The organism is Mesorhizobium yinganensis, from assembly GCF_040081985.1.
Taxonomy (GTDB): domain Bacteria; phylum Pseudomonadota; class Alphaproteobacteria; order Rhizobiales; family Rhizobiaceae; genus Kumtagia; species Kumtagia yinganensis.
In genome coordinates, this window is the sequence record NZ_JBEBMH010000002.1 from 320,880 (window position 1) to 345,091 (window position 24,212).

Consider the following 24,212-nt stretch of genomic DNA (forward strand, 5'->3'; position numbering starts at 1 on the left):
CATGCCGAAGCCGCACAACCGACACACCGGAGAGCGTCCTCATGGCGACCATAACCTATGACTACGGAAAGATTCTCAACCCCGTGGTTCTCACCGACGCCTACACCACGAACAATCAGGGTTCGCCGTCCATCGCCCTGCTGAAGGACGGCACGCTGGTGACGACCTTCAATCATTTCGGCACGACCCAGCTTGCGATGAGTGCCTACAAGGCCGGCACCGATCCATCCAATTCGACGCCGCTGTTCGAGAAGGCGCCGGTCAACTCGACGCTCAACGGCGACCAGTTCGACAGCCAGACTGTCGGGCTGACCGGAGGCGGCTTCGTCGCCATCTTCAATGACATGAGTTCCGGCGCGAACCAGATCCGCTACCGCGTCTTCGACAGCAGCGGCAATGCGCTCGGGCCGGACGCGGTCGTCTTCGAAGGCTTCGAGACGACCAAGTTGGGCGGCGTCGCGGCGCTGAAGGATGGCGGCTTTGTCATCACCTTCGAGACCGACGATTCCACCGGCGACCAGAATGCCGACTTCGCCCGCTTCGACGCCAACGGCGTGCTGAAGGGAGGCTGGGCCATCGACGACCTGCCGCAGACCACCGCCGCCGCGCCCACGGTCGCTGCGCTAACGAATGGCGGCTTCGTGACCGCCTGGTCCGAGCACGACGGCCAGAAATGGAAGACCTATGTCAGCAAATACAGCGACAACAACTCCTCGCTTACCGGCAAGATCCTGGTCGACAACATCGGCGGCGGCACCGGCAACGAACCGCAGGTCATTGGCCTGAAGGACGGCGGCTTCGCCGTGGCCTATCTCGACTACTCGTCGGGTAATTTCGACCAGAAGATGCGCATCTACAACGAGGACGGCACCGCCCGCACCGCCGCCTTCAAAATCAATCAGGTCATCGACGGGACCCAGGCCAATCCGTCGCTCACCTTGCTGGACAACGGCTTCATCGCGGTTACCTGGGATACGACGCCGCAAGGCAGCGCCAACACCGATATCGCTGGCAGGATCTACGACCGCAACGGCGTGGCGATAACCGGCGAGTTCCTTGTCGCCAGCGGCGCCAGCGACGAGAAGGGCGGCAACGGCGTCGGGCTCGCGGGCGGTATTCTGGCTTATGTCTACGAGACCAAGGACGTTACATTCGACGGCAGCGGCAGCGGCATCGCCTTCACCGAGATGCAAATCAGCCGCACCACGGTCGGCAACGGCACCGATGAGACGCTGAAGGGCGACGAGTTGGTGGACCGGATCTTCGGCGGCGGCGGCAAGGACACGATCACCGCGGGCGGCGGCAACGACATCGTGGAAGGCGGCGCCGGCGGCGACAAGCTGGACGGCGGCACCGGCCTCAACACGCTGAGCTACGAAAGTTCGCTGATCGGGGTCGAGATCGACCTTTTGGGCGGCACCGCGAAATACGGAGACGCGGAAGGCGACACCATCGTCTACAACTCGTTCTTCAGGGTCGTCGGCTCGGCGACGGGAGACGACACGCTGTACGGCACCAACGGCAACAATCGGCTGGAGGGCGGCGGCGGCAAGGACACGCTGGCCAGCAACGGCGGCCATGATGTGCTTTCGGGCGAAGGCGGCGACGATTTCCTCGTCGCCTCGAAGAGCACGGGCAGCACATTCGACGGTGGCGATGGCATCGACTGGATCAGCTACGAATCGGAAGCGGTGGGGATCACGCTGAACCTCGACGGCAGCGCCAATGCCGGCGGCGCCAGCAACGACAAGGTCTATGGGATCGAGAATGCCTACGGGTCGTCGCACGACGACACGATCACCGGCACCGACGGCGTCGACAACGTGCTCGACGGCAGCGAAGGACTGGACAAGCTCTCCGGCCTCGGCGGCAACGACATGCTGAAGGGCGGGATCGGCAACGACACGCTCGACGGCGGCAAGGGCAACGACACGCTGGATGGCGGCCAGGACGACGACGTCCTGATCGTTGACGCTGCCGGCGACATCGTCGTCGAAATTGCCGGGGGTGGCGCGGCGGACCGTGTCATGGCACGGGCGAGTTACACGCTGGCGGCGGATGCCGACATCGAGAAGCTGACGACCACGTCCTCGGCCGGAGTGACGGCGATCGACCTCACCGGCAACAAGCTGTCGCAGGAGATCGTGGGCAATGCCGGCGAGAACACGCTGAAGGACGGCGGCGGCGCGGCCGACGTCCTGCGCGGGTTAGGCGGCGACGATACCTATCTCGTCTACAGCGTCGGCACCACCGTCATCGAAAGCGCCGCCCAGGGGGCGCTGGACAAGCTGCTGACGAATATCGACTATGCGCTGGGAGCGGGCGTCCATGTCGAGCAGCTCGCCACCACGAGCGGCGCAGGAGTGTCGGGGATCGACCTGACCGGCAACGAGATCGCGCAGACGGTGATCGGCAATGCCGGCTCGAACATCCTCGACGGCAAGGAGGGGTCGGACTCACTCAGCGGCCTCAGCGGCATGGACTTCTTCGTGTTCTCGACGGCGCTGGGCGCGGCCAACGTCGACGAGATCACCGACTTCAGCGTGGCCGCGGACACGATCCGGCTCGACGGCGGCATCTTCGCGTCGGCCGGAGGGGTGGGCGGGCTGGCAGCGGGAGCGTTCCGTGCCAATGCCACGGGGGCGGCAGCCGATGCCAGCGACCGCATCGTCTATGAGACCGACACCGGAAAGCTGTTCTACGACGCCGACGGCAATGGCGCGGGCGCCGGCATCCACTTCGCGACGGTTGCGGCCGGGCTGGCGCTCACCAATGCGGATTTCGAGGTGATTTGATCAGACGCCTGTGAGCAAGCCGGCGATGAGCGGGACCTTGAAGCGTGTCAGGCCGGCACGCTTCAGATCAACGGCGGGTTCCGCTGATCGCCGCGCCCAACGAGGCCGTCTTCGTCCGGGACCGCCTCGTCGGTGTTGGCGTAGGTTCCCTCATCGGTATCGCCGGCAGGATCCTGCGCCTCATCAACAGAGCTGCGGCCGGTCTCGTCGCCGGTGCGGCGCTCCTCCTGCGGCTTCCCGTCAGGGGTCAATCTCGGCGGGCGCGCATAACCGGTCATGGCACTTCTCCAAGTTCGAGAACCAAACGTGGCACCATGGAAGGAGTTGCACCTCAGACAAAAGACAACGCCCGCGCTTCGAGCGCGGGCGCAATCGGTCCGACAGAGACCCGAGATCAGCAACGGGCGATGTAACGACGTCCGTCGCGGCCGCGATAGTAGCACTTGCCCGGCTGGTCGGCGACGTTGCCGATCAGCGCGCCCACCGCCGTGCCGGCGATGCCGCCGATAATCGCGCCGCCGGCATCGCCACTGGCCAGACCACCGATAAGCGCGCCGCTCGCACCGCCGATCACTGCGCCCTTTTCGGTGTTGTTGCAGCCGGCAACGCCAGCCGCGACTGCCAGGACGATCAAAATCTTCTTCATGGGTGGAAAATCCCTCTCTCGCTTCGACGTGTATCGTAACGTCCTGAGAAGCCTAACGTTCCCTCGGCATCGCCGCAAGGATCGTCGTCAATCTTGGCTAACCGTCCTTTCCGTTACATTCATAAGGCGGGCGGCATGTAGCGGTTACACAGCATTTGTAAGCTTCAATCATTCCAGATGGATATGCCTTAGGGACCCGGCCTCTTGCCCCAATGCCGGGTCTCATTTTCTTAAAAATCCGGTCGAATCAAGGCTCTAGCCTGCCGCCCGAAACCTAGTCTCATCGACAGCCGCTGCCATCAAGGTGCGCGTATAGTCCTCGTGCGGGCGGTCGAAGATCACGTCGGTTTCGCCCTGTTCGACGATCCTGCCTTCCTTCATGACGATGATGTAGTCGGCCATAGCGCGCACGACCGAAAGATCGTGGCTGATGAACAGGTAGGACAGTTCATGCGCCTGCTGGAGGTCGCGCAGCAACTCGACGATCTGCTTTTGCACCGACCGATCCAACGCGGATGTCGGCTCGTCGAGCACGACAACCCTGGGCTTGAGGATCATGGCACGGGCGATCGCGATGCGCTGGCGCTGGCCACCGGAAAACTCGTGCGGGTAGCGGTTGCGCATCGCAGGATCGAGGCCGACTTCGCGCAACGCCTCGACGGCGCGGCGGTCGCGGTCGGCCTTCGACAGGCTGGGCTCATGGACGAGAAGGCCCTCGGTGACGATCTGGCCCACGGTCATGCGCGGCGACAGCGAACCGAACGGATCCTGGAACACCAGTTGCAATTCGCGCCTCAGAGGGCGCATCTCCTCGCGGTCCAGTTTGGCGATGTCCTTCATTCCGAAGCGGATGACGCCCTGGCTGGGCAAAAGGCGCAACAAGGCACGGCCGAGCGTTGATTTGCCCGAACCAGATTCGCCGACGATGCCGATCGTCTGCTGCTGCCTGAGCGCCACGGAAATCTTGTCGACGGCACGCAGGATCATCGAATCGCCAGCGAGAAAGCCGCCGCCGATCTCGAAAGTGACCTCGACGCCACGTCCCTCCAGCACCACCGGCGCCCCGGTGGGCGGCAGCGCCTTGCGACCTGTCGGCTCAGCGGCCAGCAGCATTTTGGTGTAGGCGTGCTGAGGCGCCGAGAAGATCACTTGTGTAGCCCCCTCCTCTACCACCTCGCCCGAGCGCATGACATAGACCCGGTCGGCCAAGCGGCGGACGATGCCGAGATCGTGGGTGATGAAAACGATGGCCATGCCGAGCTTGCGTTGCAGGTCGGCAAGCAATTTCAGGATCTGCGCCTGCACGGTGACGTCGAGCGCCGTGGTCGGCTCGTCTGCAATCAGGATGTCCGGGTCATTGGCCAGCGCCATGGCGATCATCACCCGCTGACGCTGGCCGCCGGACATTTCATACGGATAAGACCGCAGCCGCCGCCGGGGCTCCGGTATGCGAACCAGTTCGAGCAGGCGCAGCGCCTCGGCGTGAGCGGCCTTGGCATCGAGCCCCCGGTGCCTGCGGATCGGCTCCACAAGCTGGCTGCCGACCGTGTAGAGCGGATCGAGCGAGGTCATCGGTTCCTGGAAGATCATGCTGATCTTCGAGCCGCGGATCTTGTTCAGCTCGCTTTTCGAAAGGCCGAGCAGATTGCGGCCTCGATATTCCACCGCTCCGCTCGCACTTCCGTTCGACGCCAGCAGGCCCATGGCCGCCATCATCGTCTGGCTCTTTCCCGAACCGGACTCGCCGACGATCGCCACCGTCTCGCCGGCATCGACCCGCAGGTTAACGCCCTTTACGGCGTTCACGGTGCCGTCGAGTGTGCGGAAGCCGACACGCAGGTCCCTAACCGAGAGAATGGGGTTTCCCTCGGTCATGTCAGCGGTCCTTCGGATCGAGCGCGTCGCGCAGGCCGTCGCCGACAAAATTCAGCGCGAACAGCGTCGACACCAGGAACAGCGCCGGGAACAGCAACAGCCAGTTTGCCGAGCCGATGTTCTTGGCGCCGACAGAGATCAGCACGCCCCAGCTCGTCATCGGCTCCTGCACGCCGAGTCCAAGGAAGGACAGGAAACTCTCGAGGATGATCACCTGCGGCACCAGCAGCGTCATGTAGATGACGACGACACCGAGCAGGTTGGGAACAATGTGGCGCGACACGATGCCGACCCGGGATACGCCGAGCGCCTCGGCCGCCTGCACATATTCCTGGCGGCGGATCGAAAGCGCCTGGCCCCGGACGATGCGGGCCATGTCCAGCCAAAGCACCGCGCCGACGGCCAGGAACATAAGCACGAAATTTCTTCCGAAAAACACCACCAGCATGATGACGAAAAAGATGAACGGCAGCGAATAAAGCACATCGACGATGCGCATCATCACCTCGTCAGCGCGCCCGCCGAGGAAACCCGCCGTCGCGCCGTAGATCACGCCGATAACCACGGCGACGACACCGGCGAGCAGGCCGATGGCCAGCGACACGCGCCCCGCCATCAGGGTTCGCGACAGCAGGTCGCGCCCGGTATTGTCTGTGCCGAACAGAAAATACTGCTGCTTGATGCCGGCGCTCATCGTCATGGTCAGCCCGTCGGCCGACTTGTCCTCGACCTTGGCGTCGTCGAACGTGTCGGAGCGGTCGAGATAGCGCGTGTTTCGCTCGTCGATCGCGCGTGAGGAGGTGACGGTGAGGAAGACGCGCTCGCCCTCCTGTCGCCATTCCTTGAGGTCGACACGCATCCGCTTCATCACGTCCGCCAGCGCCGTCTCGATCATCTCCGGCTTCGGATAAGCCGAGAGGCTCGGTGGAGTGCGCACGTAGTCGGCATAGATGGTGGTGTACTGGTGCGGGACGAACCAAGGACCGGCGATGCAGACCACGGCCATCAGGCACAGGTAGATCAGGCTGACCATGGCGGCGCGGTTGGCCTTCAGCCGCGCCCAGGCGTCACCCCAGAACGACCGTCCGGCAACAGCCTCGACAAGGACGGCGTCAGTCATAGCGCACCCTCGGATCGACCACGGCGTAGAGGATGTCGACGATCAGGTTGAAGAGGATGGTGAAGATGGCGATCACAACCACTGTGCCCATCACCAGCGTATAATCGCGGTTGAGCGCGGCATCGACGAAATACCGGCCGACACCCGGAATCGAAAAGATCGTCTCGACGATGATCGAGCCCGTGAGCAGCGCCGCCGCCGCCGGCCCGGCGTAGGAGACTATCGGCAACAAGGCGCCTCGCAAGGCATGGCGCACCACCACCGACCATTCGGAAAGGCCCAGCGCACGGGCAGTGCGGATGTGATTGGAACGCAGGGATTCGATCATGGAGCCGCGCATCAGTCGCGCCACGATGGCGATCTGCGGCAGCGACAGGGTGAGGACCGGCCCGATCTTGTTCAGAAATGCGCCGTCGCCCCAGCCGCCTATGGGCAGCAAGGTCCAGGTCAGTCCGAACAGAAGCTGGATCACCGGTGCGACGACGAAGGTCGGGATGGTGCTTCCCGCAGTCGCGGTGGCGATGACCGCGTAGTCGCCCAGCTTATTCTGGTTCAGCGCCGCGACGATGCCCAACGCGGATCCCACAACCAGCGCCAGCAGAAGCGCCATGGAGCCCAATTGTATAGAAATGGGCAAGCCGTTCGCGAACAGTTCGCCGACGGTGAAGTCAGGTAGATTGTAGCTCGGACCGAAATTGCCCTGCAGCAAGTTCTTCAAATAATTGAAATATTGAAGCCAGAGAGGATCATTCAACCCGAACTGGGCTTCCAAGTTCGCCCTGATTTCCGGACTTAGCCCCCGCTCCTGATTGAAAGGCCCCCCAGGCGCAACCCTGATCAGGAAGAACGCCAGCGTGACGATGACAAACAGCGTGGGAATGGCAGTCAGCAGCCGCCTGAGGACATAGATCAGCATGAGGCAAGACCTCGCTAAAAAGTCCGCAAGCCGCTCCACAAATGTGGAGCGGCCATTTTGCGGGCAGTCTTACTGGGTCTTGTTCATGAAGCGCGACGGATGAACGTCCATGACGTTATCCTCGAAGCCCGACAGCTTCGGCGAAACGATGTTCTTGTAGTTGTAGTACAGCAGCGGGATGATGGCGATGTCGTCGACCACCTCCCGCTCGGCTTCGCCCAGCAGCTTCATGCGCTCTTCCGGATTACCGCCGGCTGCCGCCGCCTTGTTCATCAATTCCTCGAACTTCGCGCTGTCGTAGTTCGAGTAGTTGTTGCCGCTTGCCTTGCGGAGCGTGCCCAGGAAAGTCTCCGGGTCCTTGTAGTCGGCGATCCAGCCGATACGGGCAACGTCATAGTCGCCCTTCTGCTCCAGATGCGCGTAGTGCGTCTTGGTATCGGTATTGAGCAGCGTCACCTCGATACCGAGCGGCTTCAGCTGCTCCTGGATGGCGACAGCGGTGTTCTTATGGTTCTCCGACGTATTGTAGCGGATTTCCATCTTCAGCGGCTTGTCGGGACCGTAGCCAAGCTTTTCCAGAACCGCCTTGGCTTCGTCCTCGCGGTCGATCTGCGATTTGTCGGCATAGGTCGCCATCGCTGCCGTGTACCCCTGGATGCCGGGCGGGACCATGGAATAGCCGGGAGCCATCGAGTTGTTCCAGACCTTCTCGGCGAGGAAGTCGCGGTCGATCGCTTCCGAGATGGCGGTGCGCAGTTCGACATTGTCCCACGGCGCCTTGTCCGTCTTGATCGCGTAATAATAGCTGCCGAGATAGGGCGCGACGCGGATCTGGTCGCCGAACTTCGCCTTCAAGTCGGCAAGCTGTTCGGTGGGCAGATCGTCATAGCTGTCCAGTTCGCCAGCCTCGAAGCGCTTCATCGCGGAAGAGCGGTCTTCGGTCGGGATGAAGTTCACGACGTCGATCTTGACATTGGCCGCGTCGTAGAACTTGGGGTTCTTGACCATCTTCATGTGGTCGTTCGGAACCCATTCTGCCAGCGTGAAAGCGCCGTTCGAAACCAGCTTGCCCGGTTTGATCCAGTCGGCCGGCTCCTTTTCGATCGCGGCCTTGCTGACGGGATAGGCGGCCTGGTGCGTCAGCATTTCCAGGAAATAGGGCGTCGGCGCCTTCAGCGTGATCTCCAGCGTGCCCGCGTCGATCGCCTTGACGCCCATCTCCTCGGGCTTGGCCTTGCCGGTGTTGATTTCCTCGGCATTGACGATCGGATAGAGCATCGAGGCATATTCCGCGCCGGTCGCCGGATCCTCGAGGCGGCGGAACGAATAGACGAAATCCTCTGCCGTCACCGGGCTGCCGTCCGACCAGGTCGCGCCGGCGCGCATCTTGAAGGTGTAGGTCTTGCCGTCGTCCGAAACGGTCCAGCTTTCGGCCGCGCCGGGGATCACTTCCGCCTTGGCGTCCTGCATGACCAGGCCCATGAACAGGTCGCGCAGCACGTTCGCTTCATAGACGGTCGAAGTCTTGTGCGGGTCGACGGATTCCGGCTCGGCGGCGCTGCCGCGGTTATACACAACTTCGGCGAAGGCCGGCGCCAACATCACGCCGCCAGCCGCCGTCAGGCTCGCGGCAAATACCGTCGCCTTCAACAGGTTTCGCATCTTCATTTTGGTCGATCTCCCACTTGGCCACGGCCCCTCAGCCGCGGCATGTGCCTTTTTGTGCCTGGCAATGACGCCGGCACGGTGAAAGCGGCCCGGATTGCCCGTGGCCGCCCCGTGCCGCGACACTAGCACCGGCGAACGCTAATTCAACCGTCCCGAGAGGTCACGCAGAGGAAGTTGCTCCTGACGTATGGATGGCAACAGCCTCGGTCCAGCGAGGTGGGCCAATCGTGTCCTCGCCGCCAAGGGTTCAGGCCACTCTTCCGACGAACACACCATGTGCCGGCAGCACCAATTTTTCACCGCTGACCGTTCCCTCCGCACCGGGAAAGCCGATGGCAGCCGCGCCGCTGAGACCAGACGGCAGTCCGGCCTCCGTGGGAGCGCTGGCAAAACTGAAGGCGCAGAGCAGCTTTTCGTTTCCCGCCTCGCGCGTGAAGATCAGCACATTTTCTGGCCCGTCCACAAGTTCGATCGAGCCCTTCGTCAGCGCTTGCTCACCATCGCGGAATTTCAGCACCGCACGATAATGCGCCAACACCGAATCGGCTTGGCGCTCCTGCCGATCAACCGCCAGTTGCCGGTGTGCATCAGGCACCGGCAGCCATGGCTTGCCGGTGGTGAATCCGCCGGCATGCGCCCCCGACTCCCAGGGTATCGGCGTGCGGCAACCGTCGCGGCCCTTGTAGCCCGGCCAGAAGCGGATGCCATAGGGGTCGACCAGATCCTTGAAGGCAAGCTCGGCTTCCTCCAGCCCGAGTTCCTCCCCCTCATAGATGCAGATCGAGCCGCGCAGACAGGCGAGCAAAGCGATGGCGAATTTCGCGGTTTCCGCCGGCGAAGCTCCTGGCTTGGTCCAGCGGGTCACGTGGCGGATCACGTCGTGATTGGAAAATGCCCAACAGATCCAGCCATCGGTGACCGAGGTTTCGAAGGCAGCGATGCATTTCCTGACATGCGCTGCGGAGAAATCCGGCCCAAGCATGTCGAAAGTGTAGGACATGTTGAGCTTGTCGCCCCCCGACGTATAGGCAGCGACCGTCTTCAGCGACCGCTTACCGTCACCGACCTCGCCCACCGAGGCGCGGTTGTCGTACTCATTCAACAGCGCGCGGAACCGCTTGAGGAAGGCGAGGTTTTCCGGCTGCGTTTTATCGTAGAGATGGTTCTGGTACTCGTAGGGATTGGTCTGCTTCGCCTTTTCCGCCTTGCCGAGCTTCAGCGGCGGGTTGTCGCGCAGTTTTTGGTCGTGGACATAGAAATTCACCGTGTCCAGCCGGAAACCGTCGACGCCGCGATCCAGCCAAAAGCGCACGGCGGCGAGCAATGCCTCCTGCGCCTGCGGATTGTGGAAGTTGAGGTCTGGTTGCGACGCCAGGAAATTGTGCAGGTAATATTGCTTGCGCACCGAATCCCATTCCCAGGCAGGCCCGCCAAAAATGGACAGCCAGTTGTTCGGCGCGGAGCCGTCGGGTTTCGGGTCGGCCCAGACATACCAGTCGGCCTTGGGGCTTTTCCGGCTCGACCGGCTTTCCGCGAACCACGGATGCTTGTCCGACGAATGCGACAGCACCTGGTCGATGATGATCCTCAGCCCCAGCCGGTGCGCCTCGGCAATCATCTTGTCGAAATCGGCGAGTGTGCCGAACATCGGATCGACGTCGCAGTAGTCGGACACGTCGTAGCCCATGTCCGCCATCGGCGACTTGAAGAAGGGCGACAGCCAGACTGCATCGACGCCGAGCGAGGCGATGTGGCCGAGGCGGCTTGTGATACCCTTCAGGTCGCCGCTGCCATCGCCGGTCGTGTCCTGATAGGAGCGTGGATAGACTTGGTAGATCGCGCAGCCACGCCACCAGTCGGACGATGCATTCATTCGGCTTTCTCCACAAAACACAGGCAGGCGCGGCCGGCTGCGAGCAACGGCGCGGACTGGCCTATCGGGTCGCCCAAGATCTTGACCCATCGGAATCCAGCCCGCTCCGGCAAGGAGAACGCCGTGGCCCGCCGGTCGCCGTTGACGACCACCGCAACACGCGAGCCGTCCTCGCCGGCCAGCACCATCGTCAGCCGGCTGCGCCCGGGGTCGGTCCAGTCCTGTTCGGTCATCGGCCGGCCCGCCTCCGTAAGCCAGTCGACCTCTGGCAGCCCGCTCTCGTTCGCCTGACCGGTCAAGAACGCGCAATCGCGCAACGTCGGCAATTGCTTACGGATCGCGGTAAGCACGAACGCAAACTCTTCCAGCTCGCGATCCCGCCCCGCCCAGTCGAGCCAGAATGCTACGTTGTCCTGCGCATAGGCATTGTTGTTGCCGTGCTCGGTGCGGCCAAACTCGTCGCCGGCTGTGAGCATGATCGTGCCACGTGAAAGGAACAGCGTCGCGAGCAAAGCCTTGAGGTCGCGGCGGCGCTCGGTCAGGATTGCGGCATCGGCCGTTTCTCCTTCGACGCCATTGTTCCACGAAAAATTCTCGTTGTGACCGTCACGGTTCATCTCGCCATTGGCCTCGTTGTGCTTGCGCTCATAGGCGACAAGGTCGGCCAGCGAAAATCCGTCATGCGCGGCGAGAAAATTCACGGTTCGTGTTGCCGCGCCCTTGAAGACATCGGACGAGCCGGCCAGCCTTGTCGCCAGCGTGCCGACCATGCCGCGGTCGCGCCTCCAGAAACGTCTGACATCATCACGGAACCGGTCGTTCCATTCGAGGAAGGGCGCGGGGAAATTGCCGAGTTGATAGCCGTCCGGCCCGATATCCCACGGCTCGGCGATCAACACGCGATCCTTGAGAACGGTATCCTCGCGCAACGCCCTGAATAGCGGCGCGTCCGGGTCGAAGCCTTCATCATTGCGTCCGAGGATCGGCGCGAGATCGAAACGGAAACCGTCGACGCCGGCATGGCGAACGAAATGCCGCAGCGAATCCAGAACCAGTTCCCGAACCACCGGACGGTCGCAGGCCACCGTATTGCCTGTGCCGGTGTCGTTGACGAGCTTTCCAGGGTCACCGGGCGCATGGCGGTAATAAGTCCCGTTGTCGAGCCCGCGTAGCGACAGCGTCGGCCCGAACTGGTCGCTCTCTCCGGTGTGATTGAAGACGAGATCGAGGATGACGCCGATGCCGGCATTGCGGAGCGTCGCCACCGTCTCCCGCAATTCCGCAATTCCGTCCGGCGCGATGCGCGGATCTAGCCCCATGAAGGAGACCGGGTTGTAACCCCAGGCATTGGTCAGGCCGAGCGGGCCAAGATGACGCTCGTCGATCCATGCCGTCACCGGCATCAACTCGACCGCCGACACATTCAACTTGACGAGGTGGTCGACGACCGCCGGATGCGCGAGCGCGGCGATTGTCCCGCGCAGTTCCTCCGGCACATCCGGATGAAGTTTCGTGAAAGCCCGGACCTGCACTTCGTAGATCAGCCCGCCCGGCAAGAACAGCGGCGGCTCCGCCTTCACCGGCTCCGGCAGAGCGGTGACAACCGCCTTCGGCATCAGCGCCGCCGTGTCACCACCCGCGCCGCGCTTCAGCGCCAACCGCATGTCATAGGCATAGGGCCGGTCGATCGCGACAGCATAGGCGTCCATCAGCAGCTTGTCGGGATCGAACCAGAGGCCCTGGTCGGGGGCGTAAGGTCCGTCAGCGCGAAACCCGTAGCGTTGGCCTGCACCAAGGCCAGGAACGCTCGCGCTGAACACACCGCCTTCGCCAGCATTCATCTCGATGCGGGCTGTCTCGATGTCGTCATCGAAAAGGCAGAGCCAGATACGCTCCGCCGCGCCGGACCAGACAGCGAAGTCGGTGCCGGAGGCAGTGACTGACGCGCCGAGGCGAGGTGTCTTTGAACTCATCTGTCGTCGGGATGGCGAATAAGGGGCGGCAGGAAAGCTCCGGGGGCCGCGACGGCCGATCTCCCTCCTTGTGGGGGAGATGTCCGGCAAGACACAGGGGGGCGTGAAGAAATGCCACGATGGCAGGTGGCGGCCGCTGGCATCTGACCGGAACGCAAGCGCCCGCCGAAACGCAGGTCCGCTCGGGCAGGCGCTCTACGCTGCCCCCCTCTGGCCTGCCGGACATCTCCCCCACAAGGAGGGAGATTGGCCTTCATGGCCGCCATCAAGTAATCACGCTCGGTTTGTTCCTGCCGGTGTGGCTGCGGATTCCGGCGATATCATCGGCTGCGCCGATCAGATCGGCAAGCGCCTCCTGCGTGTCGAGATCGAGCCGGTCCCGTTCGTAGCGCTCGACATAGAGCCGCAGCGTCGCGCCGGAGGTGCCGGTGCCGGAAAGCCGGATGACGAAGCGCGACCCGCCCTCGAACAGCACGCGGATGCCCTGGTGCTCACTGATCGAGCCGTCAACCGGATCGTGATATGCAAAGTCATCCGCCTTCTCGACTGTCAGTCCGCGCAGCTTCGTTCCGGGCAGAGAGTCGAGCTTGGCGCGCAGTTCCGACACGAGCTGGTTGGCGGCGTTAGAATCCACCTCCTCGTAGTCATGGCGCGAATAATAGTTGCGGCCATAAGTTGCCCAATGCTTCTCGGCGATCGCCTTGGCGCTCTCCTTGCGCACAGCTAGAATATTCAGCCAGAGCAGCACGGCCCACAGCCCGTCCTTCTCGCGCACATGGTCGGAACCGGTGCCGGCACTTTCCTCGCCGCAGATCGTCGCCATGCCGGCGTCGAGCAGGTTGCCGAAGAACTTCCAACCCGTCGGCGTCTCGTACATGCCGACGCCGAGCTTTGCCGCGACGCGGTCGGCCGCGCCGCTGGTCGGCATGGAGCGGGCTATGCCCTTCAATCCAGCCTTGTAGCCGGGCGCCAGATGCGCGTTGGCCGCCAGCATAGCCAAAGAATCCGACGGCGGAATGAAGATGCCCTTGGCGATGATCAGATTGCGGTCGCCGTCGCCGTCCGAGGCGGCGCCGAAGTCCGGGGCGTCCAGACCCATCATCTCGTCGTAGAGATGTTTTGCGTGGACAAGGTTCGGGTCCGGATGATGGCCGCCGAAATCCTCGAGCGGCTTGAAGTTTCGCGCCGTGCCGTTCGCGGCGCCCAGCCGGTGTTCAAGGATTTCCTTTGCGTAGGGGCCGGTCACGGCATGCATGGCATCGAAGCGCATGCGGAAACCGCCCGAAAACATCGCGCGGATCGCCTCGAAGTCGAACAGCGTCTCCATCAGTTCGGCATAGTCCTTGACCGGATCGATCACCTCGACGGTCATGCCGGCCACGTCGAAGCTCTTCACCGTATCGATGTCGACCTCGCCGATATCGGCGATTTTGTACATCGAGATCGCGCGGGTGCGCGCAAAGATCGCGTCAGTAATCTTCTCCGGCGCCGGCCCTCCGTTGCCGATATTGTATTTTATGCCGAAATCCTCGTGCGGCCCGCCGGGATTGTGGCTGGCCGACAGGATAAGCCCGCCAAACGCCTTGTATTTGCGGATGACGTTGGACGCGGCCGGTGTCGACAGAATACCGCCCTGGCCTACGATCACCTTGCCGAAACCGTTGGCGGCCGCCATGGCGATCGCCTTCTGGATCACCTCGCGGTTGTAGAACCGCCCGTCCCCGCCGATCACCAGCGTCTTGCCGGCAAAACCCTCCAGCGCGTCGAACACCGACTGAATGAAATTCTCGGCATAGTTCTTCTGTTGGAACACCGGCACCTTCTTGCGCAGGCCGGAAGTGCCGGGTTTTTGGTCGGTAAAGGGAGTGGTCTCGACGCTGCGTATCATGTGTCAGGCCGCTTTCCTTGCGATCAGTGATTTGTAGAGTTCGGCATATTTCGCGGCGCTCCTGTGCCAGGAGACATCCGCCTTCATGCCCTGCTTCTGGATCGTGTTCCATGTAGCGCGGTCGCCGTGCAGGTCCACCATGCGCCGCACCGCCTGAAGCAGCGCGGCGGCGCTCTCCGGAGCAAACTGCAGCCCTGTGGCCACGCCCGCCGCAACCGCCGCCTCGTTGGCGTCGATGATCGTATCGGCGAGGCCGCCGGTGCGCGCCACCATCGGCACGCAACCATAGCGCAGGCCGTAGAGCTGTGTGAGGCCGCAAGGTTCGAACCTCGACGGAATGACGATTGCGTCACAGCCGCCCTGCATGATGTGCGACAGCGCCTCGTCATAACCGATCACCACGCCGACCCGGCCACGATGACGCGCGGCAGCGGCGTGCAGAGCGCCCTCCAGCCCGGAATCGCCCGAGCCGAGCACGGCGATCTTCACGCCGGCGGCCACGATCTCGTCGACCACGGCGGCAAAGACGTCCATCCCCTTCTGCCAGGTCAGCCGGCTGACGACGCAGACCAGCGGGCTCCTGTCGCTATCGAGGCCGAAGCGCTGTTCTACCGCAGGCCGGTTGAGCTCGCGTGCCTTCAGCGACGATCGGGAAAAGCGCGACACGAGATAGGAGTCTTTCGCCGGATCCCAGGTTTCAGGATCGATGCCGTTGACGATGCCGTGCAGGTCGACGGCGCGGCTGTTGATCAGCCCGTCAAGGCCCATGCCGAACTGCGGCGACCGGATTTCCTGCGCATAGGTCGGGCTCACCGTGGTGATCGCCCAGGCCGCTTGCAAACCTGCCTTCAGATAGCCGACGCCGCCGTAATATTCGACTCCGTCGAGCGCCATGGCCTGCGGCGGCAGACCGAGTTCAGGAAAGATGGCGGCGCCGAATTGTCCTTGGAAGGCGAGGTTGTGGACGGTGATCACCGAAGGTTCGCCGACCGCCTTGCCAAAGCGCATATAGGCTAGCGTCAGCGCCGCCTGCCAGTCATGGACGTGGACAAGCTCGGGCGCGTAACCGGCAATCGCACCCGCCGCGATGTCGGCGCCAACCTGGCTCAGCGCCGCGAAGCGCCGCCAATTGTCCGGCCAGTCCTTCCCGCCGGCGTCGCCATAAGGCCCGCCTATCCGGTCGAAGAGGTGCGGGGCATCGATCACAAAGAGGTCGAGTTCGCCGACCTTCGCCGCATGGATCGCAGCCCTGCCGCCTTGCAACTCGGCATATTGGTGGACCGGCTTCTTTTTCTTGAAGGCCGCCATGACGACCGGATAGCCGGGCACCAGCGTGCGCGTCGTCACGCCATGGCCCGCCAACGCGATCGGCAAAGCGCCGGTCACGTCGGCGAGCCCGCCAGTTTTTATGAGCGGGAAGATTTCCGGCGTGACGGCAAGAACCTGCATAGGGTCACCCCAGCCTGTCGATCATCGGCTGGGTGATCAGGCAGATGCCCTTCTCCGAAACGCGGAAACGCTTGGCGTCGAGGTTGCGATCCTCGCCGACGACAAGACCCTCCGGGATCACGACGCCATGATCCAGCACCGCGCGCTTCAGCCGCGCGTTGCGGCCGACCACGCAGTCCGGCAACATCACCACTTCGTCGAGGTTCGCATAGGAGTTGATGCGCGCGCCCGTGAAGATCAGGCTGCGCCGCAACGATGCGCCCGAGATGATGCAGTCCCCAGAAACCAGCGACGACACCGCCATGCCGCGCCTGCCCTCCTCGTCATGCACGAATTTCGCCGGCGGCTTCAATTCGGCATAGGTCCAGATGGGCCAGTCGCGGTCGTAGAGGTCGAGTTCAGGCGTCACGTCGGTCAGGTCGATATTGGCTTCCCAGTAAGCATCTACAGTACCCACGTCGCGCCAATAGGCCTCTCGTTCCATGGAGGAACGCACGCAGGATTTGGTGAACCGGTGCGCGACCGCTTTGTCGTGATCGACAATGTAAGGGATAATGTCCTTGCCGAAATCCCGGCTCGAGCTGGAATCGGCCGCATCGCGGCGGAGTTGCTCAATCAGGAACTTGGTGTTGAACACGTAGATGCCCATGGACGCGAGCGCATGGTCGGGCTTGTCCGGAATGCCCGGCGGATCGGCCGGTTTCTCGATGAAGGAGATGATCTTGTCCTTCTCGTCGACATGCATGACGCCGAAGCCCGTCGCCTCCATGCGCGGTACTTCCAGGCAGCCGACCGTCACGTCCGCGCCCTGTTCCACGTGCTGGCGCAGCATTAGTTCGTAGTCCATCTTGTAAATGTGATCCCCGGCGAGGATGATCATGTATTCCGGGCCGTAGGGTTCGATGATGTCGACGTTCTGGTAGACGGCGTCGGCGGTGCCTTCGTACCACTGCGTCTCCGAGACACGCTGGCTGGCGGGCAAGATGTCGAAACTCTCGTTGCGTTCAGGCCGCAGGAAGTTCCAGCCACGCTGCAGGTGGCGGATCAGCGAATGCGCCTTGTACTGCGTCGCGACCGCCAGGCGGCGGATGCCGGAATTCAGCGCGTTGGACAGCGCGAAATCGATGATGCGCGTCTTGCCGCCGAAATAAACGGCGGGTTTTGCCCGCCGGTCGGTCAGTTCCTTGAGGCGGCTTCCCCGGCCGCCCGCGAGGACATAGGCCATGGCGTCGCGCGCCAGCGGCTGGTTTCTTTTCAGCTCCACCATCTAGAACCTCCCAAGCTTTTCATTCCCCAACGAATTCCAGCATGATCGTCGACAGCGGCGGGAGCAACATTGTGGCCTTTGCTTCTCCGCCTGCCTCAGGCAAAGCCTCGACGGCGCCCGCATTCCCCTTGCCGGAGCCTCCATAGTCAGTCGCGTCGGTGTTGATGATTTCGCGCCACTTTCCGGCCTTCGGCACAGGCAGCCGATAGAAGTCGCGCTGGATCGGCGTGAAGTTGGAGACGACGACGATCGGATCATGACCGGGCGCATAGCGCGCCCAGGCAAAGACCGAATTCTGGCGGTCGTCGACGATCAGCCACTTGAACCCCTCGGGTTCGCAGTCGCGGGCGTGCAGTGCTGGACGCGAACGATAGAGGTTATTGAGGTCACGCACCACCGCGCGCACGCCGCGATGCGGCGCATAGTCGAGCAAGAACCAGTCGAGCGCTCGGGCCTCGCTCCACTCGCGGCGCTGGGCGAATTCCTGGCCCATGAACAGCAGTTTCTTGCCGGGATAACCCCACATGAAGGCATAGTAGGCGCGCAGCGTCGCGAATTTCTGCCAGTCGTCGCCGGCCATCTTGCCGATCAGCGTGCCTTTGCCGTGCACCACCTCGTCATGGGAAAGCGGCAGCACGAAATTCTCGCTGAAGGCGTACATCAGGCCAAAGGTGATTTGGTCGTGATGATGCTTCCTGTGGATGGGTTCCTTGGAGAAATATTCCAAGGTGTCGTGCATGAAGCCCATATTCCACTTGAAGCCGAAGCCCAGCCCGCCCTCATGGACCGGCTGCGACACCTTCGGCCAGGAGGTCGACTCCTCGGCAATGGTGACCACGCCGGGATAGTTGCCGTAGACCGCCTTGTTCATGGTCTGCAGGAATTTCACGGCCTCCAGATTTTCACGCCCGCCCTTCTCGTTGGGAATCCACTCGCCCTGCTTGCGCGAATAGTCGAGGTAAAGCATCGAGGCGACCGCATCGACACGCAGCCCGTCGAGATGGAACTTTTCCGCCCAGAACAGCGCGTTGTTGACGAGGTAGGACACCACCTCGCGCCGCCCGAAATTGTAGATGGCGGTATTCCAATCGGGATGGAACCCCTTTCGCGGATCGGCATGCTCGTAGAGCGCGGTCCCGTCGAACCAGATCAGCCCGTGCTCGTCCATCGGGAAATGCGCGGGCACCCAGTCGAGGATAACGCCAACGCCAGCCCGGTGTGCGCCGTCGACGAAGCGCGCAAACCCTTCCTGGTCGCCGAAACGCGAGGTCGGCGCATAGAGCCCGGTCGTCTGATAGCCCCATGACGGATCGTACGGATGCTCGGTGATCGGCAGGAACTCGATATGGGTGAAGCCGGTATCGACAACGTAGGGGATCAGCCGGTCGGCGAGTTCGTCCCAGTTCAGGAATGTTCCGTTATCGCGCAACTGCCATGAGCCGGCGTGCACCTCGTAAATAGACATCGGTTCTCGCCGGGCATTGGCACTGCTCCAGAAGGCGCGATGCGCCTCGTCCCCCCACTCATGCGACAGCGGCGCGGTGGTGACGGACGCGGTCGCCGGACGAAGCTCCGAATGGAAAGCGAACGGATCGGCCTTGAGCGGCAACCTCTGGCCCTTCGGCCCGATGATCTCGAACTTGTAGGCCCTGCCCGCCCCGATGTCGGGGAGAAATATCTCCCAGATGCCGGTGTCCTGGCGGAACCGCATCGGGTGGCGGCGGCCATCCCAGTCGTTGAAGTCGCCGACGATCGAAACCCGCCGGGCATTCGGCGCCCATACGGCGAAATGCACGCCGCTGGCACCTTCATGCTCGATCAGATGCGCGCCGAGCTTGTCGAACAGCCTGAGATGCGTGCCCTCGGCGATATAATAATCGTCCATCGGCCCCAGCACCGGGCCGAAGGAAAACGGATCGGTCAGCCACCACTCGCCGCCGGCGTTGCGGGCATGGTATTTCAGCGGCTGGCGCTTGCGGATCGAAAGTTTGCCTCCGAAGAAACCGGCGTCGTGGAGGCGTGTCAGTTCGCCGGCTTTCTTGCCGGCAAGCGTATAGGCCGTGACGGTCTCGGCATGTGGCACAAAGCAACGCGCGACGAAACCAGCCTCGCCCTTCTGGAGCCCGAGCACCGCGAACGCATCATGATGCCGTCCGGCGACGATGGCCTCGACATCGCTTTGGGAAGCCGAGCCTCCCGGCTTCAGAGCCGCCGTCTCCCGACGCGCCTGCTTCATCCTGCAACCTTCCTCCCTCCGGCGACCACTGCTCTGACGGCAGCTTTCGCGAAATCAACTTACAGGGAAACTCCCCAAATCTCCTTGGCATATTGGCGGATCGTCCGGTCGGACGAGAACCAGCCGACGCGCGCGACATTATGGATTGCCTTGCGGTGCCAGTCCGGACTGTTGCGCCAGACGGAGTCGACTTCGCGTTGCGTGTCCGCGTAGGCGTCGAAATCGGCTGCGACCATGAACCAGTCGCTCTGGAAGATGCCGTCGATCAGCGCGCGATAACGATCCGGCTCCTCCGGACAGAACACGCCCGACGAAATGGCGGCCAGCGCCTGCGACAGTTCGGGCGATTTTTCGATGAGTTCGCGTGGCGCATACCCATTGGAGCGGCGGCTGGCGACCTCGTCAGCCTTCAGGCCGAAGATGAAGATGTTGTCGCCGCCGACGCATTCCTTGATCTCGACATTGGCGCCGTCGAGCGTGCCGATGGTCAAGGCCCCGTTCAATGCAAACTTCATGTTGCCCGTTCCGGAAGCCTCCATGCCGGCGGTCGAAATCTGCTCGGAGAGATCGGCGGCCGGCATCATCACTTCCGCCAGGCTGACATTGTAGTTCGGCATGAACACGACCTTGAGCAAGCCGCGCACCGCCGGGTCGCGGTTGATGACGCGCGCCACGTCGTTGGCGAGCTTTATGATCAGCTTGGCGTTGTGGTAGCTCGGCGCAGCCTTGCCACCGAAGAATTTTACGCGCGGCATCCACTCGCGCTCCGGATGCGAGCGGATCTGGTCGTAGAGCGCGACAGCCTCGATGATGTTCAAGAGCTGGCGCTTGTATTCGTGGATGCGCTTGATCTGGATGTCGAACAGCGCCGACGGATCGACGCGGATGCCCAGCCGCTCAGCGGTGAGCGACGCCAGCTTTTCCTTGTTCGCGCGCTTTACCGACGCAAATTTTTCACGGAAAGAAGCGTCGTCGGCGAAGGCATCCAGTTCCTTCAGCAGTTCGACATTATCGAGGAATTTCTCGCCGATGGCCTCGCGTATCAGCGAGGTCAGGCCCGGATTGCTCTGAAACAGCCAGCGCCGCGGCGTGATGCCGTTGGTCTTGTTGTTTATGCGGTCGGGATAGAGCTTGTGAAGGTCGGCGAACACCGTCTCCTTCATCAATTCGGTGTGCAGCGCCGACACGCCGTTGATCGAATGCGACCCGACGAAGGCCAGGTTGCCCATACGCACGCGGCGGTCACCGTCCTCCTGGATCAACGATACGCGCCGCACCTGTTCCTCGCTGAACCGCCCGATGGCGCGCGCCTCCAGCAGCACCTCCGCATTGATCGCGTAGATGATCTGCATGTGGCGCGGCAGCAGCCGCTCGAACAGCCGCACCGGCCAGCTTTCCAGAGCCTCGGGCAGCAGCGTGTGGTTGGTGTATCCGAAGGTGCCCTTGGTAATCGTCCAAGCCTTGTCGAAATCGATGCCGTGAACATCCATCAGAAGCCGCATCAGTTCGGCCACCGCCACCGACGGGTGGGTGTCGTTGAGATGGACTGCGGCCTTGTCGGGCAAGGACATGAGATCGCCATAGGCGCTGAGATGACGTTGGACGATGTCCTGAAGGGAGGCGGCCGAGAAGAAATATTCCTGCCGCAGCCGCAGTTCCTGTCCGGCCTGGTGGGAGTCGGCAGGATAAAGGACGCGCGAAAGAGCGTCCGCCTTGTTGCTCTCGGCGAGCGCGCCGATGTGGTCGCCGGCGTTGAACGCCGCAAGCAGGATCGGATCGACCGGGAAGCCGGACCACAGCCTGAGCGTGTTAACGCGATTGCCGCGCCAGCCGACGACAGGCGTGTCGTAGGCGACGGCAAGGACGCGCTCCTGCGGCTTCCAGACATGGCGCTCCAGCCGGCCGGTCTTGTCGGTGATCGATTCCACCGTGCCGCCGAAGCCGATTTCGAACGCCCGTTCGCGCCGCTCGAATTCCCAGGGATTGCCGTGGTCGAGCCATGTCTCCGGCAATTCGACCTGCCAGCCGTCATGGATCTCCTGCCGGAACATGCCGTTGACGTAGCGAATGCCGTAGCCATGGCCGGGCACGCCGACGGTCGCCATGCTTTCCATGAAGCAGGCCGCGAGACGGCCCAGGCCGCCATTGCCGAGCGCCGCGTCCGGTTCAAGCGTAGCGATCAGGTCGATGTTGACCCCGAGCGAGGACAACGCAGTACGCATATCGTCCATAAGGCCGATATTGGAGAAGGCGTCACGCATCAGCCGGCCGATCAGGAATTCGAGCGACAGGTAATAGACCCGCTTCTTGCCGTGCTCGTAGGTTTCCTTGGTGGATTCGATCCACTGGTCGATGATGCGGTCGCGCACCGCCTTGATCGAAGCGGAGAGCCAGTCGTGCGGCGTCGCGACCGATGGGTCCTTGCCGACGCGGTAGCGCAGGACATTGAGAATGTCCGCAGCCAGCGATTTGGGATCGGTTTTCAGGTTCGGGAGTTCGGCGGCCATAGCTTTCAACTTCATACCCCACGGGTTGGCGCCCGCTCATCGTCGAGCGCCAGTTGATCGGCTACCTCCCGACCCCATGCTAGCGAAAGTGGCGGGATGTTCAATCGATTAGCAGCAATCGACGCCGCTTTTTTTGCTGCGCGGTCCTGCCGCCCCTACGCCGCGAGCGCTTCCTCCGGCGGCTTCTTGGCGCCGGTCATCAAGGCGACGGCGTCCGACATCGAGATCGACTTGGGGTCGACCACACAGAGCCGCTTGCCGAGCCGATGGATATGAATGCGGTCGGCCACCTCGAAAACATGCGGCATATTGTGGGAGATAAGCACGATCGGCAGCCCCCTACGCTTCACGTCGAGGATGAGTTCCAGCACCCGGCGGGATTCCTTGACGCCCAGCGCCGCGGTTGGCTCGTCCATGATCACAACCTTGGACCCGAAGGCGGCGGCCCGCGCGACCGCCACGCCCTGGCGTTGACCGCCGGACAGCGTTTCCACCGCCTGGTTGATGTTCTGGATGGTCATCAGGCCGAGTTCGGTCAGCTTGTCGCGGGCGATCTTGGCCATCGCCGGCCGGTCGAGCATGCGCAGCCATTTACCCATGAACCCTTGCCTGCGGATCTCACGGCCAAGGAACATGTTGTCGGTGATCGACAAAGCCGGTGAGAGAGCAAGGTTTTGGTAGACCGTCTCGATGCCGGCCTCGCGGGCCTCCATCGGCGACTTGAAGTTCAGCAGGTTGCCCTCGAGCTTGATCTCGCCCTCGTCGGGCGTGATTGCCCCGCAGATGGCCTTGATGAGCGACGACTTGCCGGCGCCGTTGTCGCCGATGACGGCGAGAATCTCACCCGGATATAGGTCGAAGTCGGCGTTGTTGAGGGCGGTTACGCGGCCATACCGCTTGACCAGCCCACGTGCGGTGAGGAGAGGTTCCATTAGCCCGACACCTTTCTGATCCACTGGTCTATGGTGACGGCAGCGATGATGAGGACGCCGATCAGCAGGTACGTCCACTGCGGATCGGTGCCGATCATACGCAGACCGAGTTGGAAAACGCCGACGATCAGGGCACCGAAGATCATGCCCAGGATCGAACCGCGTCCGCCGAAAAGCGAGATACCGCCGATGACGACCGCGGTGATGGATTCGATGTTGGCGAACTGTCCCGATGTTGGCGAGACCGAGCCCAGGCGCCCGATCAATACCCATCCCGCGAGCGCGCATATCACGCCCGACAGCACATAGACCTGGACCAGCATGCGCTTGGTGCGCACGCCGGACAGTTCAGCAGCGTCCGGATCGTCGCCGATCGCATAGAGGTATCGGCCCCAGGCCGTGTGGTTGAGCACATACCAGAGCAACCCGACGAGCAGAAACATCAGCACGATGATCCTGTTGCCGGAGATCAGCTGCAGGAGCGGCGCGTTCTGCGCAATGTCCTGGCTGCGGATTGTCTCATTCGCCGAATAGAGGAAGTTAGTGGCAAGGATAATCTGCCAGGTACCCAGCGTGACAATGAAGGGGGGCAGCTTCATATGCGCGATCAGCCAGCCGTTGAGCCATCCGCAAAGCGCTCCGACGCCGAAGCCACACAATATCGAGATGGGCGCGGGCAGGCCGTAGCGGAATGTGAACTGTCCCATCACAACCGACGACAAGACCATGATAGCACCAACCGAGAGGTCGATGCCCGCGGTCAAGATTACCAGCGTCTGAGCGGCGCCGATGATCGCCGAAATCGCCACCTGCTGCAGGATCAGCGGCAGCGCCACGAAGAACTTCGAACCGAGGACAAGGCCGAAAAGCACCACCGAAAGCACAAGAACGATCAGGGGCACCGCCGCCGGGTTTTTGTGGAGAAAGTGCTGGGCCTTCTCAAGCGGCGAGCGGGTATGCGTATCGAAACTGGCTACGGTCGTGTCGCTGCCCGAGAGAACCTTCTCGAACTCCTGCGGCTGCCGGGCACCTGCGGATGCGTCGGTCATGATTGTTCCTCCCGCGGG

The 24,212-nt window shown here is 62.7% G+C and carries 16 protein-coding genes; 1 reads left to right on the forward strand and 15 read right to left on the reverse strand.

What is annotated here, in order from left to right; genetic code table 11:
* Nucleotides 1–41 precede the first annotated feature (41 nt).
* Nucleotides 42–2,795 (forward strand): calcium-binding protein, encoded by a 2,754-nt coding sequence (locus ABMA59_RS05120; RefSeq protein WP_349004231.1) that lies wholly within the window; start codon nucleotides 42–44, stop codon nucleotides 2,793–2,795.
* Nucleotides 2,796–2,857: 62 nt separating this feature from the next.
* Here the strand turns inward: ABMA59_RS05120 and ABMA59_RS05125 are convergent, their stop codons facing one another.
* From ABMA59_RS05125 to ABMA59_RS05195, 15 genes are all read right to left on the reverse strand, one after another.
* Complete coding sequence (locus tag ABMA59_RS05125) at nucleotides 2,858–3,073, reverse strand: hypothetical protein (protein ID WP_349004232.1); 216 nt, start codon at nucleotides 3,071–3,073, stop codon at nucleotides 2,858–2,860.
* A gap of 116 nt (nucleotides 3,074–3,189) precedes the next feature.
* A complete protein-coding gene (locus tag ABMA59_RS05130) occupies nucleotides 3,190–3,441 on the reverse strand; it encodes a glycine zipper domain-containing protein (protein WP_349004233.1) in 252 nt (83 codons plus the stop codon).
* 255 nt (nucleotides 3,442–3,696) lie between these two features.
* Nucleotides 3,697–5,316: an ABC transporter ATP-binding protein gene (locus ABMA59_RS05135; RefSeq protein WP_349004234.1), complete on the reverse strand. Its 1,620-nt coding sequence runs from the start codon at nucleotides 5,314–5,316 to the stop codon at nucleotides 3,697–3,699.
* Between the two features lies 1 nt (nucleotide 5,317).
* Complete coding sequence (locus ABMA59_RS05140; protein ID WP_349004235.1) at nucleotides 5,318–6,436, reverse strand: ABC transporter permease; 1,119 nt, start codon at nucleotides 6,434–6,436, stop codon at nucleotides 5,318–5,320.
* Nucleotides 6,429–7,352, reverse strand: coding sequence for an oligopeptide ABC transporter permease OppB (oppB, locus tag ABMA59_RS05145; RefSeq protein ID WP_349004236.1), 924 nt, complete (start codon nucleotides 7,350–7,352; stop codon nucleotides 6,429–6,431). The genes ABMA59_RS05140 and oppB overlap by 8 nt, the downstream gene beginning before the upstream one ends.
* 69 nt (nucleotides 7,353–7,421) lie before the next feature.
* Nucleotides 7,422–9,020 carry a peptide ABC transporter substrate-binding protein gene (locus ABMA59_RS05150; protein WP_425475864.1) on the reverse strand — a complete coding sequence of 533 codons (1,599 nt, stop codon included), beginning with the start codon at nucleotides 9,018–9,020 and terminating at the stop codon, nucleotides 7,422–7,424.
* A gap of 247 nt (nucleotides 9,021–9,267) precedes the next feature.
* Nucleotides 9,268–10,893, reverse strand: coding sequence for a beta-galactosidase BglA (bglA, locus tag ABMA59_RS05155; RefSeq protein ID WP_349004237.1), 1,626 nt, complete (start codon nucleotides 10,891–10,893; stop codon nucleotides 9,268–9,270).
* A complete protein-coding gene (glgX, locus tag ABMA59_RS05160) occupies nucleotides 10,890–12,866 on the reverse strand; it encodes a glycogen debranching protein GlgX (RefSeq protein ID WP_349004238.1) in 1,977 nt (658 codons plus the stop codon). The genes bglA and glgX overlap by 4 nt, the downstream gene beginning before the upstream one ends.
* Before the next feature lie 265 nt (nucleotides 12,867–13,131).
* On the reverse strand, nucleotides 13,132–14,754 hold the full coding sequence (locus tag ABMA59_RS05165) for an alpha-D-glucose phosphate-specific phosphoglucomutase (RefSeq protein WP_349004239.1): 1,623 nt from the start codon (nucleotides 14,752–14,754) through the stop codon (nucleotides 13,132–13,134).
* A 3-nt stretch (nucleotides 14,755–14,757) separates the two neighbouring features.
* Complete coding sequence (glgA, locus tag ABMA59_RS05170) at nucleotides 14,758–16,203, reverse strand: glycogen synthase GlgA (RefSeq protein ID WP_349004240.1); 1,446 nt, start codon at nucleotides 16,201–16,203, stop codon at nucleotides 14,758–14,760.
* Nucleotides 16,204–16,207: 4 nt separating this feature from the next.
* Nucleotides 16,208–17,470 carry a glucose-1-phosphate adenylyltransferase gene (gene glgC / locus ABMA59_RS05175; protein ID WP_349004241.1) on the reverse strand — a complete coding sequence of 421 codons (1,263 nt, stop codon included), beginning with the start codon at nucleotides 17,468–17,470 and terminating at the stop codon, nucleotides 16,208–16,210.
* Nucleotides 17,471–17,489: 19 nt separating this feature from the next.
* Nucleotides 17,490–19,706: a 1,4-alpha-glucan branching protein GlgB gene (gene glgB, locus ABMA59_RS05180; RefSeq protein WP_349004242.1), complete on the reverse strand. Its 2,217-nt coding sequence runs from the start codon at nucleotides 19,704–19,706 to the stop codon at nucleotides 17,490–17,492.
* A gap of 59 nt (nucleotides 19,707–19,765) precedes the next feature.
* Nucleotides 19,766–22,213 carry a glycogen/starch/alpha-glucan phosphorylase gene (locus ABMA59_RS05185; protein ID WP_349004243.1) on the reverse strand — a complete coding sequence of 816 codons (2,448 nt, stop codon included), beginning with the start codon at nucleotides 22,211–22,213 and terminating at the stop codon, nucleotides 19,766–19,768.
* A gap of 155 nt (nucleotides 22,214–22,368) precedes the next feature.
* A complete protein-coding gene (locus ABMA59_RS05190) occupies nucleotides 22,369–23,145 on the reverse strand; it encodes an ATP-binding cassette domain-containing protein (RefSeq protein ID WP_349004244.1) in 777 nt (258 codons plus the stop codon).
* Nucleotides 23,145–24,194: an ABC transporter permease gene (locus ABMA59_RS05195; protein ID WP_349004245.1), complete on the reverse strand. Its 1,050-nt coding sequence runs from the start codon at nucleotides 24,192–24,194 to the stop codon at nucleotides 23,145–23,147. Before ABMA59_RS05195 ends, ABMA59_RS05190 begins: the two co-directional genes overlap by 1 nt.
* Nucleotides 24,195–24,212 lie beyond the last annotated feature (18 nt).

Excerpts from the sequence above, each read along its gene's own strand:
- ABMA59_RS05120 (WP_349004231.1), top strand. The coding sequence starts at position 42 with ATGGCGACCATAACCTATGACTACGGAAAGATTCTCAACCCCGTGGTT.
- ABMA59_RS05125 (WP_349004232.1), bottom strand. The coding sequence starts at position 3,073 with ATGACCGGTTATGCGCGCCCGCCGAGATTGACCCCTGACGGGAAGCCG.
- ABMA59_RS05130 (WP_349004233.1), bottom strand. The coding sequence starts at position 3,441 with ATGAAGAAGATTTTGATCGTCCTGGCAGTCGCGGCTGGCGTTGCCGGC.
- ABMA59_RS05135 (WP_349004234.1), bottom strand. The coding sequence starts at position 5,316 with ATGACCGAGGGAAACCCCATTCTCTCGGTTAGGGACCTGCGTGTCGGC.
- ABMA59_RS05140 (WP_349004235.1), bottom strand. The coding sequence starts at position 6,436 with ATGACTGACGCCGTCCTTGTCGAGGCTGTTGCCGGACGGTCGTTCTGG.
- oppB (WP_349004236.1), bottom strand. The coding sequence starts at position 7,352 with ATGCTGATCTATGTCCTCAGGCGGCTGCTGACTGCCATTCCCACGCTG.
- ABMA59_RS05150 (WP_425475864.1), bottom strand. The coding sequence starts at position 9,020 with ATGAAGATGCGAAACCTGTTGAAGGCGACGGTATTTGCCGCGAGCCTG.
- bglA (WP_349004237.1), bottom strand. The coding sequence starts at position 10,893 with ATGAATGCATCGTCCGACTGGTGGCGTGGCTGCGCGATCTACCAAGTC.
- glgX (WP_349004238.1), bottom strand. The coding sequence starts at position 12,866 with ATGAGTTCAAAGACACCTCGCCTCGGCGCGTCAGTCACTGCCTCCGGC.
- ABMA59_RS05165 (WP_349004239.1), bottom strand. The coding sequence starts at position 14,754 with ATGATACGCAGCGTCGAGACCACTCCCTTTACCGACCAAAAACCCGGC.
- glgA (WP_349004240.1), bottom strand. The coding sequence starts at position 16,203 with ATGCAGGTTCTTGCCGTCACGCCGGAAATCTTCCCGCTCATAAAAACT.
- glgC (WP_349004241.1), bottom strand. The coding sequence starts at position 17,470 with ATGGTGGAGCTGAAAAGAAACCAGCCGCTGGCGCGCGACGCCATGGCC.
- glgB (WP_349004242.1), bottom strand. The coding sequence starts at position 19,706 with ATGAAGCAGGCGCGTCGGGAGACGGCGGCTCTGAAGCCGGGAGGCTCG.
- ABMA59_RS05185 (WP_349004243.1), bottom strand. The coding sequence starts at position 22,213 with ATGGCCGCCGAACTCCCGAACCTGAAAACCGATCCCAAATCGCTGGCT.
- ABMA59_RS05190 (WP_349004244.1), bottom strand. The coding sequence starts at position 23,145 with ATGGAACCTCTCCTCACCGCACGTGGGCTGGTCAAGCGGTATGGCCGC.
- ABMA59_RS05195 (WP_349004245.1), bottom strand. The coding sequence starts at position 24,194 with ATGACCGACGCATCCGCAGGTGCCCGGCAGCCGCAGGAGTTCGAGAAG.